Annotated in this window: 18 protein-coding genes; 14 read left to right on the top strand and 4 right to left on the bottom strand. The window is 38.0% G+C overall.

What is annotated here, in order from left to right; all coding sequences use genetic code 11:
* Window position 1 precedes the first annotated feature (1 nt).
* The 8 genes from AB1H92_RS08070 (at window position 2) to AB1H92_RS08035 (ending at window position 8,116) form a co-directional block, all read left to right on the top strand.
* Window positions 2–1,462 (top strand): 4-hydroxyphenylacetate 3-hydroxylase family protein, encoded by a 1,461-nt coding sequence (locus tag AB1H92_RS08070; RefSeq protein WP_115360778.1) that lies wholly within the window; start codon window positions 2–4, stop codon window positions 1,460–1,462.
* Window positions 1,463–1,533: 71 nt separating this feature from the next.
* A complete protein-coding gene (locus AB1H92_RS08065; RefSeq protein ID WP_115360779.1) occupies window positions 1,534–2,109 on the top strand; it encodes an FAD synthetase in 576 nt (191 codons plus the stop codon).
* Window positions 2,110–2,133: 24 nt separating this feature from the next.
* Window positions 2,134–2,586 carry a RidA family protein gene (locus AB1H92_RS08060; protein ID WP_115360780.1) on the top strand — a complete coding sequence of 151 codons (453 nt, stop codon included), beginning with the start codon at window positions 2,134–2,136 and terminating at the stop codon, window positions 2,584–2,586.
* 45 nt (window positions 2,587–2,631) lie between these two features.
* Window positions 2,632–3,315 (top strand): DUF1028 domain-containing protein, encoded by a 684-nt coding sequence (locus tag AB1H92_RS08055; RefSeq protein WP_115360781.1) that lies wholly within the window; start codon window positions 2,632–2,634, stop codon window positions 3,313–3,315.
* Between the two features lie 195 nt (window positions 3,316–3,510).
* Complete coding sequence (locus AB1H92_RS08050) at window positions 3,511–3,723, top strand: hypothetical protein (protein ID WP_115360782.1); 213 nt, start codon at window positions 3,511–3,513, stop codon at window positions 3,721–3,723.
* Between the two features lie 4 nt (window positions 3,724–3,727).
* Entirely contained in the window at window positions 3,728–5,260 is a 1,533-nt protein-coding gene (locus tag AB1H92_RS08045) for a sodium:solute symporter (RefSeq protein ID WP_243835753.1), read from the top strand.
* A gap of 12 nt (window positions 5,261–5,272) precedes the next feature.
* Window positions 5,273–6,517 carry a Zn-dependent hydrolase gene (locus AB1H92_RS08040; RefSeq protein ID WP_243835752.1) on the top strand — a complete coding sequence of 415 codons (1,245 nt, stop codon included), beginning with the start codon at window positions 5,273–5,275 and terminating at the stop codon, window positions 6,515–6,517.
* Between the two features lie 180 nt (window positions 6,518–6,697).
* Entirely contained in the window at window positions 6,698–8,116 is a 1,419-nt protein-coding gene (locus AB1H92_RS08035; protein ID WP_115360784.1) for an aspartate ammonia-lyase, read from the top strand.
* 598 nt (window positions 8,117–8,714) lie between these two features.
* On the opposite strand, the gene AB1H92_RS08030 is transcribed toward AB1H92_RS08035, so the two are convergent.
* From AB1H92_RS08030 to AB1H92_RS08020, 3 genes are all read right to left on the bottom strand, one after another.
* Window positions 8,715–9,911 (bottom strand): thermonuclease family protein, encoded by a 1,197-nt coding sequence (locus AB1H92_RS08030; RefSeq protein WP_243835751.1) that lies wholly within the window; start codon window positions 9,909–9,911, stop codon window positions 8,715–8,717.
* Between the two features lie 160 nt (window positions 9,912–10,071).
* A complete protein-coding gene (locus AB1H92_RS08025; protein WP_115360785.1) occupies window positions 10,072–10,812 on the bottom strand; it encodes a helix-turn-helix domain-containing protein in 741 nt (246 codons plus the stop codon).
* Window positions 10,813–11,236: 424 nt separating this feature from the next.
* Window positions 11,237–11,458 carry a hypothetical protein gene (locus tag AB1H92_RS08020; protein ID WP_115360786.1) on the bottom strand — a complete coding sequence of 74 codons (222 nt, stop codon included), beginning with the start codon at window positions 11,456–11,458 and terminating at the stop codon, window positions 11,237–11,239.
* Between the two features lie 276 nt (window positions 11,459–11,734).
* On the opposite strand from AB1H92_RS08020, the gene sspO reads away from it, so the two are divergent.
* Window positions 11,735–11,893 (top strand): small acid-soluble spore protein O, encoded by a 159-nt coding sequence (gene sspO, locus AB1H92_RS08015; protein ID WP_370475575.1) that lies wholly within the window; start codon window positions 11,735–11,737, stop codon window positions 11,891–11,893.
* Window positions 11,894–12,102: 209 nt separating this feature from the next.
* Here the strand turns inward: sspO and AB1H92_RS08010 are convergent, their stop codons facing one another.
* Window positions 12,103–12,483: a tyrosine-type recombinase/integrase gene (locus AB1H92_RS08010; protein WP_115360788.1), complete on the bottom strand. Its 381-nt coding sequence runs from the start codon at window positions 12,481–12,483 to the stop codon at window positions 12,103–12,105.
* A gap of 628 nt (window positions 12,484–13,111) precedes the next feature.
* Between AB1H92_RS08010 and AB1H92_RS08005 the strand changes: the two genes are divergently transcribed.
* From AB1H92_RS08005 to AB1H92_RS07985, 5 genes are all read left to right on the top strand, one after another.
* On the top strand, window positions 13,112–14,056 hold the full coding sequence (locus AB1H92_RS08005; RefSeq protein WP_115360789.1) for a DMT family transporter: 945 nt from the start codon (window positions 13,112–13,114) through the stop codon (window positions 14,054–14,056).
* Between the two features lie 142 nt (window positions 14,057–14,198).
* Window positions 14,199–14,243 (top strand): erythromycin resistance leader peptide, encoded by a 45-nt coding sequence (locus AB1H92_RS08000; protein ID WP_115364072.1) that lies wholly within the window; start codon window positions 14,199–14,201, stop codon window positions 14,241–14,243.
* 428 nt (window positions 14,244–14,671) lie between these two features.
* Window positions 14,672–16,129: an Msr family ABC-F type ribosomal protection protein gene (locus tag AB1H92_RS07995; protein WP_115360790.1), complete on the top strand. Its 1,458-nt coding sequence runs from the start codon at window positions 14,672–14,674 to the stop codon at window positions 16,127–16,129.
* 164 nt (window positions 16,130–16,293) lie between these two features.
* Window positions 16,294–17,166 (top strand): AraC family transcriptional regulator, encoded by an 873-nt coding sequence (locus AB1H92_RS07990; RefSeq protein ID WP_115360792.1) that lies wholly within the window; start codon window positions 16,294–16,296, stop codon window positions 17,164–17,166.
* A gap of 151 nt (window positions 17,167–17,317) precedes the next feature.
* Entirely contained in the window at window positions 17,318–17,974 is a 657-nt protein-coding gene (locus AB1H92_RS07985) for a hypothetical protein (protein WP_115360794.1), read from the top strand.
* The last annotated feature ends 61 nt before the right edge of the window (window positions 17,975–18,035 follow it).

Below are 18,035 nucleotides of genomic sequence, written 5' to 3'. Positions count from 1 at the left end.
AATGGCTTTATTAACAGGAGACGATTACCGCAGATCACTGAATGATGGAAGAGAAGTATATATTGACGGAGAAAGAGTATATGACATTGTAAATCATCCAGCATTCAAGCCAATCATCGATGTAAAAGCACGTATGTATGATATGAATCATGAAGCGAAGTACAAAGACAAATTGACTGTTAAGCTTTCGGATGGCGATGAAATTTGCCGTGCATTTAAACTTCCAAAAACAAAGGATGACCTAAAAGGTATTCGTACGTATGTAGAAACCGTTTTAGATGATCTAGGTGGAGTTGTCTATCGTGTAGGGGATGAAACAATCGGAGAAATGTGGTCATTATATGACGCGCAAGACCGTTTGAATGAAATTGACCCGACCTATGCAGAAAATATTAAACATCATGTTGCGCGTGTGGCAAAAGAGGATTTATTCCACGTTTCAGCCAACACCGATCCAAAAGGAGACCGCAGTAAGTTAATCAACGGTGAAGATGGTGGAACACTCCTTCATATCGTTGCTGAAAATGATAAAGGAATTGTAGTGCGTGGTGCAAAGTTTGAAACTGCCGCTGCTTATGCACATCAAGCATTCGTAAAACCGACGATTTCTAACTGGTCAAATTCCAGTGTCAATATGGAAAACTATGCAGTTGGATTCATTTGTGATATGGGCTCCCCAGGGTTAAAACATATTTGTCGATCTCCTGTTGGAGCTGGAAAAGATCCAGTAAACTACCCACTGTCTAGTAAATTTGAAGAGATTGATACATTGTTGATTTTTGATGACGTGCTAATACCTTGGGAGAATGTGCTATTCCACCGTAATTTAGAGTCAGCGAAATATATTCGTGAAACGGTACACCGTTATTCTTCATACAACTATGTACTACGAATTTTAAGAAGAGCGGATTATCTAATCGGTGCTGCATTATTAAATGTTGAGCAAACAGGTTTGACAAAGATCCCTGCAGTTCAGCAAAAACTATCTGAGCTAATCAACTATCGTGAAACGATTAATGCCCATCTGACAGCTGCAGTTTCGGAAGCGCAATTGTCATCAGGTGGATTAATGATGCCTAACCAGTCTCTTCTATATACAGGTCGTGTGTTTGCGCTAAAACATTTCCCTGAAATGGCACATTTGGCACGTGAGTTAGTAGGTGGACAATTAGCTGTGACACCTGACATGGAAACTATGACGGATCCACAAATCAAGGAATATATTGATAGATTTTATTCTGTTGGTGAGTGGAGTGCAGAAGAACGTGCGAAATTGCTTTACTTTGCACGTGACATGGTGAACTCTTCCTATGCAGGTCACCAAATTACATTTGAATTGTTTGCACAAAGTCCGCCATTCGCGCAACATGCAGCCGTCTTTAATAATTATGATTTGACTCCAAATCGTGAAATGGTGATGAAAGCTGCGAATCTATCGTCTTCGCTAGCATTCCAATCATAATGTTTAGCTGTCCCACTATTGTGAGAGAGCGCAACTTTTGTAAGGAAAACTAGAGGGAAGAGGTGTCATGCATGCAAGTTCATAAATCCAAAACATTAAAGCTTCCGGAGTGTGTTCTAACTATCGGTGCGTTAGATGGACTTCATATTGGTCACCAAACATTAGTGAGGCAAGCTCGTGAGCAGGCTGTGGAATTGGGTGTGCCACTTGTTGTGTATACATTCGACCCGCCACCAAAAGTTTTTTTCCAGCATGTGAAATTACTAACTTCGCTATCTGAGAAATTAGCGATGCTTGAAAAGCTAGGTGTAGATCACGTGGTTGTTGCGCAATTCAATGCGGATTATATATCACAGGGCGTGGAGCGATTTCTGCAGGAATTGATGGATTTGAATCCAGTGGAGATTTTCGAAGGTCATGATTTTCGCTTTGGAAGAGGACGAGAAGGCGATGTGAATACATTACGTAAGTATTTTGATGTGTTCATTTTGGATCCGGTACTGTGTGGTGCAGGAAAAACCATTTCATCCACACGCATACGTGAGTTATTCTTAAAAGGAGAAGTAGATGAAGCCAATCAGTTACTAGGTTGGAATTATCTCAAGCCAGTTGTTCAACAGAACGAGAAAAGATTAGTAAAAAAATAACTTGAAAAGTGGAGGAATATACAGATGACAATCTATGAAGACACAAAAAAAGTGGAGATCCAACGTTTCAGAAAGTTTAAGACGGATGAATATTACCCTTCAGATTTAGGAAAGCCGGAGCACCATATTGTGAATGAGCTAAGTATGGCTGTCCGCGCTGGTAATCGCATTTTTCTTCGTGGTCAAACAGGTTTCGATTTAGAAGGTAACTTCCACGGCATTGGTGATGTAGCTGCACAGACAGATATGGCTTGCCGTTGTGTAAAACAGTTAATTGAAGAGGCTGGCGGATCAGTTAACGATATTTGTAAGATGACAGTTTATCTTTTGAAGCGTGAGGACCGAAGTAAAGTATATCCAGTAATTGCTGAGCATTTTAAAGGTGTCTATCCATGCAGTACGGGATTAATTGTAAGCGGATTTGCAATGCCTGAAATGTTGATGGAAATTGATGTTGAAGCAGTAATTAGCGAATGAATACAAGATAAGAAAACTATCAAATAGAAGTAATGGAGGGTAATCATGAAATTTACAAATACTTTTTCAGTCGCAGGAAGATGTGAAGAAACGGGTGCACTAGGGGTTATTGTTACATCAAGCAGTCCCTCAGTAGGAGCAAGATGTCCGTGGGCGAAGCACGGCGTTGGGGCGATTTTAACGCAAAACGTTACGGACCCAAGACTTGCCAATATCGGTTTGAATGTCTTAGAAAATGGTTTTGACGCGGAATCGGCAATCAATGCAATGAAGGAAGCGACACCCTTCAGAGAATATCGTCAATTAGCCGTCGTTGATGCAAGCGGTAACTCAGCCGTCTTTACAGGTAATAAAGCTCTAGGAGTCCATGGAGAATTTACCGCTAAAAACGTTGCAAGTATCGGGAATTTATTAAGTGATCCTAACATTCCGGAACAGATGGGAAAAATCTTTTTGGATGCAAAAGGCACGTTGGCTGATCGGTTAATTGCTGCTATTTCTAAAGGATTTGAGATGGGTGGAGAGCTGGATCAAGAACATTCCATCGGATTATTAGTTTATCAAGAGGATGCTTTCCCATATGTAGATTTACGAGTGGATTACAGTGACCAACCACTTGAAGATTTGAAAAGGGCGTGGGAAGTTTATGGCCCACAAGCTGAAGAGTATCGAATAAGAGCAATTACACCCGAAATTGCTCCGTCATATGGAGTTCTAGGCGACGAATAATTTGCAATACTCATAGTAAATAACATATGTAGTCATAGACATAACAATCTAGGGCTACATATTTTTTAAACAGATGTCCGTAATAGCGTAGAAAGAATAATACGTAGCATAGGATCAGCGACAATTCATGTTGTATTAGGATTAAGTTAAAAGACTCTAATGTAACAATCAATACGACACAAAGAGGTGGCCTATATGAGTGTTGGAAGTTTTCGTACGTACTACATCATTATTAGCACATTGTTGTTTTCAACGGTTCTATTTCCGATATTTACCTTTGGTAATAAAACCTATCCATTCATACTGGGACTTCCATACAGTTTATTCTGGATCATATTATGGATTGTCATTACTTTTATAGCAGTCCTTATTCTATATTTCATTGACCCAGATAAAGAGGAGGTATAAGTAGATGGAAGATTGGAAAATATCGATGTTAATTATGGTGTTGTATTTAGTTATTGCACTTATTGTTGGTGTAATGGCCGGTAGAGGTACGAACAAAGCGTCATTAGAAGAATTTACTACCGCAGGTAGAGGTTTAGGATTATTCTTAACTTGGTTTTTAATGGGTGGAGCCATTTTTAGCGCCTTTTCATTTTTAGGTGCACCAGGATGGGCATTTACACGCGGCGCTCCTTCGTTTTACATTCTGGCTTATTTAGCATTTTCACTTTTGCCTTGGTATATTCTCGGTCCAAAAATCGGAAGAATTGGACGTAAATTCAATCTTTATTCATTGGTCGGTTTTCTACAGACGCGCTTTCGAAGTAAAGCACTTGGGATCCTTGTTGGGTTCATTGCCTTCTTTGCTTGTATTCAATATTTAGCTACTCAATTACGTGGAATGGCTATTATTTTTAATATCATGACGGAAGGAAGAATTGCTTTTTGGTTTGGCGCTTTGGTTGCTTATGCTATTGTCGTAACTTATGTGGCAACAGGCGGATTACGCGCAGCAGCTTGGTCTGACGTGTTCCAAGGAGCATTAATGATTTCGGTATCTTGGGTTGTAGGAATCATGATAGTAAAGAAAATGCACGGGACGACAAACGAAATGTTTTCAAAAATTGCAGCAGCTGATCCTGATTTCCTTCGAATTGGAGTAGAGGGTTCAACAATGTCCACTACTGCCTTTACTTCGGTCATATTAGTTTCCGTCATAGGGTTTCTTATGTGGCCGCATATGTTTGCAAGATCCTATTCATCAAATGCTGTGACGATAAAAAAGACGGTCATCGCTTATCCGTTATTTGCATTATTAATTATCCCTTTATTACTTGCAGGATTCGCTGCGGTTGGGGTTGTTGATGTTGGTGCTGTCGGCGAATCCGATCAAATATTACCTTATCTCATTACGACATTTTTATCCTTGCCAGGCTGGTTATATGGCCTAGTAGGTGCAGCAGCATTAGCCGCAGCAATGTCGAGTGCTGATGTCATTACACATAGTGCGTCAATGGAATTTACAGATGGCGTTATTAAAAATATGTTTCCGAATTTATCAGATAAAGTGACCCTATTGATTATGCGAAGTGCTGTAGTACTGATTGGAGCTCTTGCATATTGTATCGCGGTATTCGGCGGACAAGGCGTAGTAGCTTTATTATTAGGGGCTTATGGTTCAATCATTCAGTTTACGCCAGGTGTGCTAAGTGCACTGTATTGGAAACGCGTGACAACTAAAGGTGTATTTATAGGAATAGTGGTGGGCTTTGCGGTCAACTTCTACTTCCAAATATTTGCATCGACAACACCTTTTGAAATACATCCTGGTCTTATTGGTTTAATTGCCAATACGATTGTAATGGTCGGGATCAGCTATATGACTAAACCAGATACAAGTTCTGTAGTTGACAGTTATGTAAATGATCCAAAAAAGACAAAACAAATTAAAGATCTCAGTACGACACCTGAAACGTCGATAGATACTTATCAGTCATAGGGAGGACAAATAATGTTGCAGATTCAGTTGCCGCGATTACTTGCCGCTCTTGATAGCTATGCGGAATATGGTCGTGATGAACGTGGGGGGATTACACGACCGAGTTTCTCACCGGCGGATTTGGAAGTTCGGAGACGCTTCATTAAAGAGTTACAAGATCTAGGTTTAGACATAACAATTGATGGCATTGCGAATATATGGGGGAAGCTAAAAGGCAATGGAAAGAAAAAAGGGAGTATAGTCATCGGATCCCATTTGGACACAGTTCCAAACGGGGGGAAATATGATGGGGCCCTAGGGACACTTGTTGCAAAAGAGATTATTCGAACCGTAATCGAAAACAATATTACCTTTGATCACGACTTGGAAATCGTCTCTTTCACTGCAGAAGAGTCAAATGACTTTGGTTTGTCCACGCTAGGAAGCCGTGCTTTTGTTGGTAAACTGACGGAAGATGAACTACGAATGGCCACTGACTCCACAGGTCTTCTATTAAGTGATGCTTTGCAGAAAGTAAATGGAGATATCGAACGGATACATGAAATGGCGTCGATGCATGAAGAGAAGAGAATCTTTGTGGAGATGCATATAGAACAAGGAAAGCGCTTAGAGTCAAATGATAAATCAGTGGCGATTATTAACAGTCTAGTTGGCGTATACAGAAGTAAGGTAACGGTAATTGGTGAAGCAAACCATTCGGGAACGACGATGATGTCACATCGCCACGATGCACTCACTGCTGTTAGTGAGATGATTCTTGCAGTGGAACAAATTTGCGGGGAAGATGAAACGGATTTGGTTGGTACGGTAGGGAAATTGGAAGTATTGCCGAATGCCGTAAATATCGTTCCCGGGCAAGTAGAGTTCGTGCTGGAGATTAGGGGAGAATGCCAAGAGCGTATGGACCAAGTAGTAGACAAGATTGAAACGAAGTGGAATGAAGTGACGCAACGTCGTAAAGTGCAAATAAGTCAATCCATTTTACAGCAACAAAAACCTACTATGTTGGATGAAGAAATTGTCTCCATTTTACAAAATTCCGCAGAACGAATATCTGTTCCTTATATGACGTTGCCGAGCATGGCAGTACATGATGCTGCTCATATGTCCCTTATTTCAAAATCTGCGATGATTTTTGTAAAAAGTATCGATGGCAAGAGTCATTGTCCCGAAGAATACAGTACACCTGAAGATATTAAAATTGCGAGTGATGTCATGTTGAATGGTATTCTTGCAATTGATCAGCAGATGGATTAAATGATCTGATTTCGCTTGGAATGTTTAGAGTCTCAATTTAGTATGCTAGCTTCTTCATCATCTTTTAAACTACAAATAAGGTTTAGCTAGGTGACGAAACCGTCTTAGAAGGTGAATGTATGCTTCAATTCACCGTAGATTATCAATTGTTGATGTCAATCTAGAAAGGGATGGGTAGATGTGAAATATCGTATAGAAAGTGACTCTTTAGGAGAGAAGCAGATTCCTGCAAATGCTTATTATGGTATACAAACAGCTAGAGCACTTGATAACTTTCCGATTACGGGGGAGAAACCACATCCAGAATTGATTAGATCTATAGCAATCATTAAAAAAGTTGCTGCTAAAGCCAATGCCGAGATAGGACTGTTGGATAAATCCATCTCATTAGCAATCAGAAAGTCCGCTCGGGAAATGGAACAGGGTTTGTGGAATAATCAGATTGTAGTGGATACGATTCAGGGAGGTGCTGGCACTTCATTAAATATGAATGTTAATGAAGTAGTTGCCAATCGCGCAATTGAGATATTGAAAAGTTCCAATGTCACTGTTAGCCCAAACTCTCATGTCAATATGTCCCAGTCAACAAATGATGTAATCCCGACAGCAGTCCATCTTACCTTGCTTAAATTAGCAAAAGACTTAGGCACAGGTTTGAACACCTTGCATAAACAGTTAGTCATTAAAGAAGAGGAATTTGAAAGCGTTATCAAAATGGGGCGCACACATTTGCAAGATGCCATCCCAATACGACTTGGTCAAGAGTTTGGTGCTTATGCCTGTGTCATTCGACGGGATATAGAACGGATTGAACAATCTGTACGGCAGTTAAATAAAATTAGTATTGGAGCAACTGCGATAGGAACGGGTCTGAATGCTAGAATTGATTATCGCGAAAAGATGATGGAGTATTTAATAGAAGAAACAAACTATCCATTGGAAACAGCAGAGAACTTAGTGGATATAACACAAAATACAGATCGTTATACAGAAATCTCTTCAGCGTTGAAAATCTTAGCTATCAACCTATCCAAAATTGCAAATGATTTACGGTTACTATCATCTGGCCCGTTAACCGGATTCAATGAAATTAACTTACCTGCCAGACAATCAGGTTCATCCATCATGCCAGGAAAAGTGAACCCTGTTATTCCGGAAGTTATTAATCAGATATCATTCCAGGTTATCGGAAATGACCATACCATTTCGCTTGCTTCTGAAGCAGGTCAATTAGAACTTAATGTGATGGGGCCAGTGATTGTATCAAATTTATTAAAATCCCTCACGATGCTAACAAATGGTGTAGATGTACTGTCGGAGTTTGCAATTAAAGGAATTACGGCAAATGTTGAACGTTGTAGAGAGTTAGTGGAATCAAGTGTTGGAATCGTAACTGCGATCAATCCGCACGTCAGTTATGAAATTGCATCTAAAGTTGCAAAGGAAGCACTTGTCACTGGACAGTCAGTGCGGTCAATTTGTATACGTCATGGATATCTGACCTCAGAAGAACTCGACATCATTTTGGATGCGAAGGAAATGACTGAACCTGGTATTGCCGGTTCAGCGCTTCTAAAAAAAGCAGTAGGAATATCATAAAATAATTATACCCGCAAAAATAAGATGTGCAAAAAATTTTGCAAAATGATTCAGGTATATTTAAAGATTTATGTAATGATATAAATTTGTTCATGTCGGTTGAATTAGAGCAAGTAGCGGGAACCATTCGGTAGGGTAACGGTGTAGACTTCGAGACTAATCTTTTGTATGAGGAAAGCCAAGATTTAGATAAGGTAACGAATGGAAACAGAAGTTTTCCAAGTTCACAAGAAATCACAAGATTAAATGACAACTTTTAATCAGAATTGTCAAAGGAAAATCAGTGGTTAATAAAGCTACCTAGAGGCTACTGAGTATAATTTATCATCAAAAAGATCTTCCCACTAATCAGGAAGATCTTTTTCTTCATAAACGAATATCAAAATACAACACCTAAATGTTCACTGGCACAAGATTTCTTCTGTTAATAATTCGGGAAACTTTGCTACAAGCTATTCAGTCAATTAGCTACAATTGCATAAGGAAAGTTGAGAGTCCAATCAATATAAAGTAATTGGACTCCGTATGTACTATTATTCATATCCTAGAATTGTTATAGTTTTATTTTACACAGGCAACAAAAAGGAACCCTACACCATCACCGTTTTGGCGCTCTAAATCCAGCGTTATGTGCTTCCTCAACCGAACAGAACATCCTAGCGGGGTTTGTTGTTCGTTCATAATAAGTACTCCCGGGAACATGGTAAATGCCGCTGCTACTTCCTTTAATGTTACATTCGCCTGATTCATCTGGTTCAGTTTTTTGTACTTGTTGTGTTTCTACGTTTGGTTTACTTGTGGTTACAACTGAATGATTTTGTTGTTGATCGTTAAATCCTTTAGCTGAAACGTAATTTTCAATCGACCAAATACCGACTGCTTTTTTCTTTGCATTATTTTGTGCGGCTTTAAACTCATCCAAATACTTTGTATTAGGTGGGTAGACCGCAACTCGTGCAAGGCCTTTTTCTAGTAACGTTTGGTTAAAAAGCTTGTCACCAATCCACACATAGGCTAGTACTCTCCCATATCTATCCCGCTCTTGGACTCCGACTTCTAATGTGATAACTTTACCTTCAAGTTGTTCAGTCGTGAATGCAGATGCCTCTGGTCCGAAAGGTTGGACCCCCATTTGAGGATGCTTTGTTTCCGGGGTATCAACTAAAATAAGTCTTACCCTTTCTTCTTTACCATCCATTTTCACAATGATCGTATCGCCATCGATAACTCTCTTAACTTTCGTTTTGATACCTTGTACATCACTTGGCAGAGCGCGTTCGCTTGGTACATCAATCTTGACAGTAGTCGTTAATTGTTTGTTTATATCAACATGATCACTGATTAATAAATCACTAGAATCCCCGATAATCGCTACGACTGCATCTGGTTGATCATCAGCCAACGATACCTTGATCGATTGCTTGCCTGATTTTAACTCTTCAATTGGTATTGCATCCGTAGAAAACTGACCGTTTTTTACTGTGAGTGTTTTTTCTAATTCTACAGATTTATGATTTGAAAGTGTTACGAATAAAATTGTTTCGTCAGGCAAATTCGTTTTTCCTGAAATTTGTAATGCATTGTTTTCAATCGTGTTACTCATTGTTAATTCGGGTGAGAGTTTTTCTTTAAGTGGCTGTACTTCTTTTTGTGACAGCGTTTCATTCTCCATCGCAAGCTCATTGTTGATGCTGTCGTTTATATCACCAGAGCATCCTGTTAATAGTAAACTTGTAATTAGAAATAGTGTTAGAAAAGGACGAATGAAAGGGGAGTCCTTTGTAGTTGTATTCATGATTGTCTTACCTACTCCTTTTAAATAATTTTACTGGTATATCAATTTCACACGTAAACGGAGCAGGGCCCTACTACTATTCCGAAATTTGATACGTCTAAAAAAACATGTTATTTCACTATACTATATTTGGATGATAATATCATTTGATGCAAGTAATCTACGGTATTTTAACTTCCACTGGTGCATCATAATCCATAAAAGCCTCCGCAAATAAAGCTTTGTCGGTTAATTCACGGAAGATGCCGTCGTAATAACCGATAAGGTTGCGGATGTTTTTTCTTTTTGTTGCTTGAAACAAGACACGAATTGCTTGGATCGCAATTGTTTTTAAAAGTTCACCTTTGTCTGCGTGAACATCAAATTTCATAAGTCTTGTCGTGTGTACGCGATAAATGCCGTAAAGTTTGCTGGCAAGAATTTCATTATTATCTCCTGAGTAAGACTTAATTAGATCCTTGAAACGTGTGTAAAGTGTGATTGGAATGATTGGCTCTTCGACGTAAGTATGAATTGGTTGATGACTTTGTTCAGTTTTCGCCACTTGCTCTACCTTCGTTTCAGTAAGGTCTGGTTGTTTGTAAGGTAAAAAAATATAAAGGTTGGCACCTTGTCCACCTGTTTTCTCGCGTGAAAATGCCTGTCTTTTAACTATATGTAATCGCTCCAATTTCTCGACTGAGCGGCGAACAGTGCGGTCTGATTTATGTAAAGCCTTTGCAATCGTGCCTACTTTTAAGTGCGCAACGCCTGGGTATTTCACTGCATATCGGCTTAACATCGTAAGTACGTTTAGATCCGTATCGTTCAATTGATGCCTGTGGTCATTTAAATGCGAAGCAATTGCCTCATTGAGTTCATATTTATTTGCGAATGATTGGTATTGAGTTAAATAGTTCATGGATGATCGGCCCCTTTATGTTCCTGTCACCCTCTATATAGATTGAAATTAGGAAAAGGGATACATTTTTTAAAAAATAAATTAAAAAACTTTTAATAGCAGCTGAATACGTATTATAAATACAAAGATAGTAGTTTAATAAAAAGATAGGTTCGGGATTGGATTTGGTGCCTTTAAGCCTTGGGGGAGTAGGGAGATTGAGAGGGGGCGGGTGGACATGTCCGGGCGGTCATTGTGGGGAGTTGGCTGGATTGATACTAGTGGGGGAATCGTGCGTACCTGTGGAAGAGGACTAACAGATAGTTTAAAAAACAAGATTGATTGCCACTTACACAGGTGGAATGGTAATCGGCTAGGATAAGAGAATCAGGGTTTACCTGATTCCCTTTTATAAATTCTGACAATGCAAGATATCAATAGAAAGTCATTTTCTTTTCATACCAGGTTTCCTAAAGTTTGTGTTGCTTTTTTTAACTTTCTTTTCAAACTCGACAAACACAAAGTATTTAGTTTCTGTCATCTTCTCAACACTGATCACTTTTCCGTTACGCCCTTTTATCCTTACCCTATCATCCACGGCCGGTATTATTCGTGAGGCTATATTCAGTACTTCAATTTTGTTATCAAAATAATGAATGGCATACATTTTCTAATCCCCTTTATTAAAATGAGTGTTGTTATACATTCATTTTATGAAGGGGAATATGATATAGAACGTGGGCAAGTGATTTTACGAAGCGAATAAGAGTTTACTGAAGTAGTATTTTTCGGTACTTATGTGTGAAGCACAAGAAACGATTCGGAATTGTGTGGCACACCCCTAAATTTAACAAAAGCTGATTTGAGAGAAGTATTAATTAAGATTATGTAGCAATGCATAGTAAAAACACTGCGTGGCAAACTAAGGGCCACGGAGGTGTGTATAGTGAGCAACGGTCCAAAGAATAATGCAAGCAGTAACGTCAGCGATGAACAAGCGGTACGCAAAAATTTGTCACGGGAATTTGATCATGAACTTGCGAATGAACCGTTAACAGCAGCTGAAAGGTATAATAATAAGAAAACAAAGAAGCGGCAATAGCCTAAAAATGATTCCTCGTTAACGCTGTTAATGAGGAATCATTTATTTGGCAGATATAGTGGCGGCCAAGTTAAAATTAACCAACTTCCAACTTTATCCAAAATTCTTGGTCCAACTAAACAAATTTATTGTTTCCCGACAAGTGGATGTAATGTTTCATTTCTTTGTGATCTGAAGCGGTGTTATTTTCCTACTATCACACTCATCAACTAAGAGGTATGGTGAAGGATTCCTATATACCTTTTCGTTTGATTGATATTATTGTGTCCAAGAATGCTACAAAGATCTTCCAAGCTTAGACCAGCTTGATAAAGGTGGTTAGCCCTGCTTATTCTGTATCCACGTATGGAATCAAAATCTGGAATTAGGTCGGGATTATGAATCCTGGCCCTTTTTATATAAACGCGAAGGTATCTACATAAGTCTGAACATGAAACATTTAAAGTCGGGAAGAAAAGCTTTTGATGATCTGATAGATAATTTTCTTTTAAATGTTGCTGAATTAGCTTAGTGACTTGGTTTGATAATGGAACCCTTCTAGTTGTATTTAATGATTTTAATTTAATATGGGGATTGCCGGAGAAATCAATATCTTCTACTCAAACGTTAGTAATTTCGTTCACTCTGGCTCCGGTTTCATATAATAAACTTAAAATCACGTAGTGCTTCCTCTCAATACTGTCTGCTAGGTTAATTGTCTTTAGGACTGCCTCAATGGCTTCAATTGAAAAGTAGTTATTTGTTTTACCGAATCTCATTGTATTTTCTCACTCCATGCTCATATTGATTACAAATAGCATGGGAGATATTGTGGGTGCTTAAACATTTATGAATGAAAAAGCTACATCCGATGCCAGTCACTCATTTTTCGGTGCCTATGTAAGAAACAAATTAAAAACGATTCGAAATTTTGTCGCGATTAAGCACCTAAAATAAACCATAATTTTCAAAACGTTAATCAATTCCTTATTTTATAAACGTTTACAAAGGTTTTTGGTTCAAGTTGGTTCTAATTTCCTTATCAATCCGAAAAGCGAAGTCATCAAACGGTATGGCGGCCTATCGAAACGTATAAACTTTTCCAAGATAGACAAGTTAATAATGAATTGTTCCGAAAAAATACGATAACTGATTAATAAACTGTTAAAAAAATATACAAATTGGCGTGATTCATTTAGCCGCATTCCGAAAACGGATTTTCGAGAAGAGGTAAAGTTGATGACTAAAAGAAATGCTAAAGATGTCAGAAAGGGTATAGGTTTAGGCGCAACATCTGCTATTGCATGGGGTGTTGATACAGTAATTATTGGTGTGATTATTGCAAGTTCACCATTTAAAGAAGCTACGCTGTTGGCACCAATTATCGCTGCATTCATGCATGACTTTTTCTCTTCGATTTGGATTTCTTTGCTTATGATTATTAGAGGGCAATTTATAAACGTTTTAAAGTTATTGAAAACAAAAAGCGGTGCGATCTTAATGTTAGGCGCATTATCAGGCGGCCCTTTAGCCATGAGCTTTTATTTTCTCGGCATTCAATACGCAGGCGTTACGTATGCCGCAAGTATTGCATCCATATTCCCTGGAATTGGTGCCGTACTGGCATTCTTTTTTCTAAAAGAGAAAATGAATAAAAGAACATGGTCCGGCGTTGTTTTAAGCATTATCGGAGTCATTATATTGGCCTATGTGCCGACAAAAATGGATGCAGCAAGCAATTTCTTCATAGGTATACTGTTCTCATTGGGCGCTGCAATATTCTGGGGACTTGAAGGTGTCATTAGCGCCTGGGGGATGAGGGGAAAAGATGTTGAACCCTTATATGCCATTAATATTAGGCAAATCACTTCAGCGTTCAGTTATGGCATAGTAATTGTACCGTTTCTTCACGGCTACCCTTTAGTATTTGAAGCAACTACCACTAGCATCGTTTGGGTAATCGCCATTGCTGGTTTTTTAGGAACCGCAAATTACTCATTATACTATTCGTCAATTAATTTAATCGGTGCAGCAAGGGGGCAATCTTTGAATAATACGTATGTATTTTGGGCGATTGTGACCGAAATTTTATTTATCGGTACGCCGATTAATTTACAATTTATCATCGGTGCCATCATCGTATTATTCGGTTCAATCCTTGTTTCGGGGAATATTAAAAAATAAACCGTATTTTGGGAAATAAACATCACTGCATAGGCATTTCTATGTAGTGATGTTTTTACGTTTGGTATTAGTTATCTTGACTATTAACCAAAGAAAACTTATAATGAACACTGAATTTTAAATAGTAGGAGGATATTAAAAAATGACACATGCAATGAGACTACGCTTCCCAATTTTGAACCAGTAATTGAATATGTTCAAAGACTCTGGTTTGTGTAAACAGAGTAAACGGGATTAGTCTGTCCTTTTTTAATAATTCTCATTTCATATAAAGGTACTTACTCCATATTTGCGGCCATTTACTTTATTTATATTTGAAGTGGATTTATACTGCTGAATTTATTGGGAGTAATATGTCATGTTGAGAAAGGCGGATTGTTCTGCCTTTCTTTATTTTTGTCTAAACTACTTATTTGCTGAAGATTGTTGTAGACAATAACTATTAGGATGGAATTTTATCCCTTCACTCCAGGAACATAAGCGGCCAGTGTTTTTAATTTGGAGGAGATTGCCATGCAAGTTTTATTATTCTTTTGATACGGGCTTTTGTAAATATAAGCTCGTATCGATCCTAGCTATCGATACGAAATGAAATTATTTCGGGAGGTAGCCAAGATGGAAAAAGTATGTTTTGAATTGGAAAATATAGAGGTAACTTATTTAGATAGAACTGTCTTAGAGATTGAACGTTTAGCGGTCCACCAGTTTGACCGAATCGGCGTTGTTGGCAAAAATGGAGCAGGTAAAAGTACATTATTAAAATTATTAGCAGGTTTGATTCAGCCGTCAAGAGGAAGCGTGCATAGTCTTATAGATTTTGCTTATTTTGATCAATTAACAACACCAGAAATAGGGGAGATAGACTATGAGTTAATCGGAAAGTTGTCTATCCCAGAAACAGAAGTTAAAAATTATAGCGGCGGAGAGCAGACGAGACTTAAATTAGCTAAAATGTTGTCAAACTATCATGAAGGGTTGCTTATTGATGAACCGACCACTCATCTTGATGCAGAGGGGACTCAATTCTTCGTTGATGAATTAACTTATTATTATGGTGCACTTGTGCTAATTAGTCATGACCGCTATGTGCTGGACCAGCTAGTGACGAAAATTTGGGAAGTGGAAGATGGCGTTGTTACGGAGTATACAGGCAACTACTCTGATTATGTTAATCAAAAAGTAGTTGAGAAGAAAAGGCAACAGGAACAGCATGAAAGTTACGTGAAAGAAAAGATACGTCTGACGAAGGCTGCGGAAGAGAAAATGAAAAGAGCTGCTAAAATCACTCAGGCGAGCGGACGTATCCAGGATACAAAAGTAAAAGGGAATAGAATGTTTGAGACGAAATCAAAAGGAACGAGTCAAAAGTCTGTACAACGGGCAGCAAAGGCCCTTGAGAAAAGAGTGGAGCAACTTGAAGAAGTGAAAGCGCCGGAAGAGCATCAAATCATTTGTTTTCATCAGTCAGAAGCATTTCAATTGCATAATCCTTTTCCAATAATGGCAGACCGTATTAATTTAAAAGCTGGGGATAAACCATTATTTGAAGAAGCAAGTTTTCAATTCCCATTAGGTAAAACCATTGCAATTACCGGCAAGAATGGTGCAGGCAAAACAACTTTTCTCCAACACATTTTACAACATGGTGAAGGACTGACAATCTCACCTAAAGCTGTCATAGGCTCATATGAACAAATGGATTATCAATTCACGAAGGATGAAACAGTTTTAGCGTATATGAAGGATAAAAGTGACCATCCTGAAAGTCGAATTCGTGCTGTCCTACACGCTATGAATATTAAAGGAAATGATCTGAAAAAGAATGTCCGTGATCTTAGCGGCGGCCAGGCTATTCGACTCGTATTGTGTCAGCTATTTTTAGGAAGATATAATATATTAATATTGGATGAGCCAACAAACTTTTTGGATATTTATAGCATTGAAGCGTTAGAACGCTTTTTAGAAGGATATGAAGGCACAGTCATACTTGTATCTCATGATTGGACTTTTATCGAGAAGGTTGCAGATTGTGTATATAGCATTGAAAATCGAAAACTCGTTTTAAGAAGTTAACGAACTAAGAGGCAGTGGGAAACCCTGCTTCTTTTTTTAGTTAGTTATCAAAAAGCAAAGAAGCGGGGAAGATTTTCCTGATACATCCGACAATAACCGTTTCTTTTTTATCGGGTTTTGTTTTTTGATCGTTATTATAATTAAACATGAAGGAGGATCCAGGCATGCTAAAAAGTTTAAACGAGGCGCTAGATTATATTGAATCACATTTGAATGGTGAGATTGATTATAACGAATTAGAGCGAATTACAGGAACTTCTGATTATCATTTTAGAAGAATGTTTTCATTTCTTTCGGGCATTTCATTAGGGGAGTATGTCCGCAATAGGAAATTATCTAACGCTACTTTTGACTTACTACATGAAGGAATGAGTGTTACAGAAACGGCATTCAAATATGGTTATGAGTCTGTTGATGGATTCTCACGTGCCTTTCGAGATTGGTCGGGAATCAGCCCTTCAGAAGTCAAAAAGAATAATACACTCAAAGCATTTCCTAAGCTCTCCTTCCAACTAACGATTCAAGGAGGAATAAATATGGATTACAAAATTGAGAAAAAAGAATCATTTAAGATTGTCGGTGTAAAAAAGAGAGTTCCTATTCAATTTGAAGGTGAAAACCAAGAGATTATCGAGTTAGCCAAAAGCATTACACCAGAACAAAGAAAAAAGCTACATGATTATGCAAATATGGAGCCAAATCAAGTTGTGAATGCCTCATATAATTTTGAAGATGGCTGTATGGAGGAAAAAGGCAGTCTTGATCATATGATAGGCTTATTAACTACAAAAGAATCAGATTTTGATGCATTTGAAGTAGTAGAAGTCCCATCGCTAACTTGGGCAATATTCTCATCTAAAGGTGAATTCCCAAAGGTGATGCAAGAGACTTGGGCGAAAATAGCTTCAGAATGGCTTCCTTCTTCAGATTATGAATTAGTAGAAGCTCCTAATATTTCTTTTACAGGAGATTTGTCCGACAGAAATAATGTTTACAGTGAAATTTGGTTCGCTGTGAAGAAGAAAAGGGAAATTTAGCATATTATTTATCTTTGTTCTTTAAGGGGAAAAACGGGAAAAGTTAAAGCTTTTTCTCGTTTTTTTTAAGTTGAATAGTTATTTTGAAACTTTATTCATATGTAATCGTAATATAAGAAATGAGTCAAATTGGATATTAGGAGGTAATTTTTTGATACAAAGTAAACCGAATTTTTACCTTGCTCTTATTTTACTTGTAACATTCATGATATTAAATTTCCCTTATCCGCATGAAGATCCGTATGGAGAGGTAATTGCAACGGTGTTTAATATTCCTATCCGTTCAAGCAATGGATTTCATTTTGTGGGAATTACGTCTTTACTGTTATTGATCATAGGTTTATTTTTACTCGCCAATTCAGTTGAGAAATATCGGAGCCGTTTTGTGTTAATTGCTATTATTATCGCATTCGTTGGTCCATCATTAGTTGCAAGCTCATTTCAAAAAACATTTGCAACGGGCATATACGCTGTTTCCTATGATCGTGATTCCAGTCGCTGTCAATTTGAAATGATTGATCAAACAACATTGCGTGGGGAATGTGAACTTCCATTTGAAAATTACAGTAAAGATGAAGTTCGTTTTAGCGTGGAGTTTGAAAAGAATTACTTCGAAGATGATTTCCCGATGCTGTCACTTCTGAACAACGATGCACCTTATGAAGTGAAGTTAGAAGGACATGAAAGAAAAATTGTGAATATTTTCACGAATATTGATGTGTCAAATATGGAAAACCATATAGACAGTGGTGAGGCTTCTCTAGTGACGATTATTATTAAATCTGGAGAAAAAGCTAGAAGGTTATGAATTGAAGTCGAAGGAAACTTAGACAATTAATGAAACGAAAGAATATATGCACGTGACATTT

The sequence above is a fragment of the Sporosarcina pasteurii genome (assembly GCF_041295575.1).
GTDB lineage: Bacteria > Bacillota > Bacilli > Bacillales_A > Planococcaceae > Sporosarcina > Sporosarcina pasteurii.
This window is presented reverse-complemented; position numbering and strand designations above follow the sequence as displayed.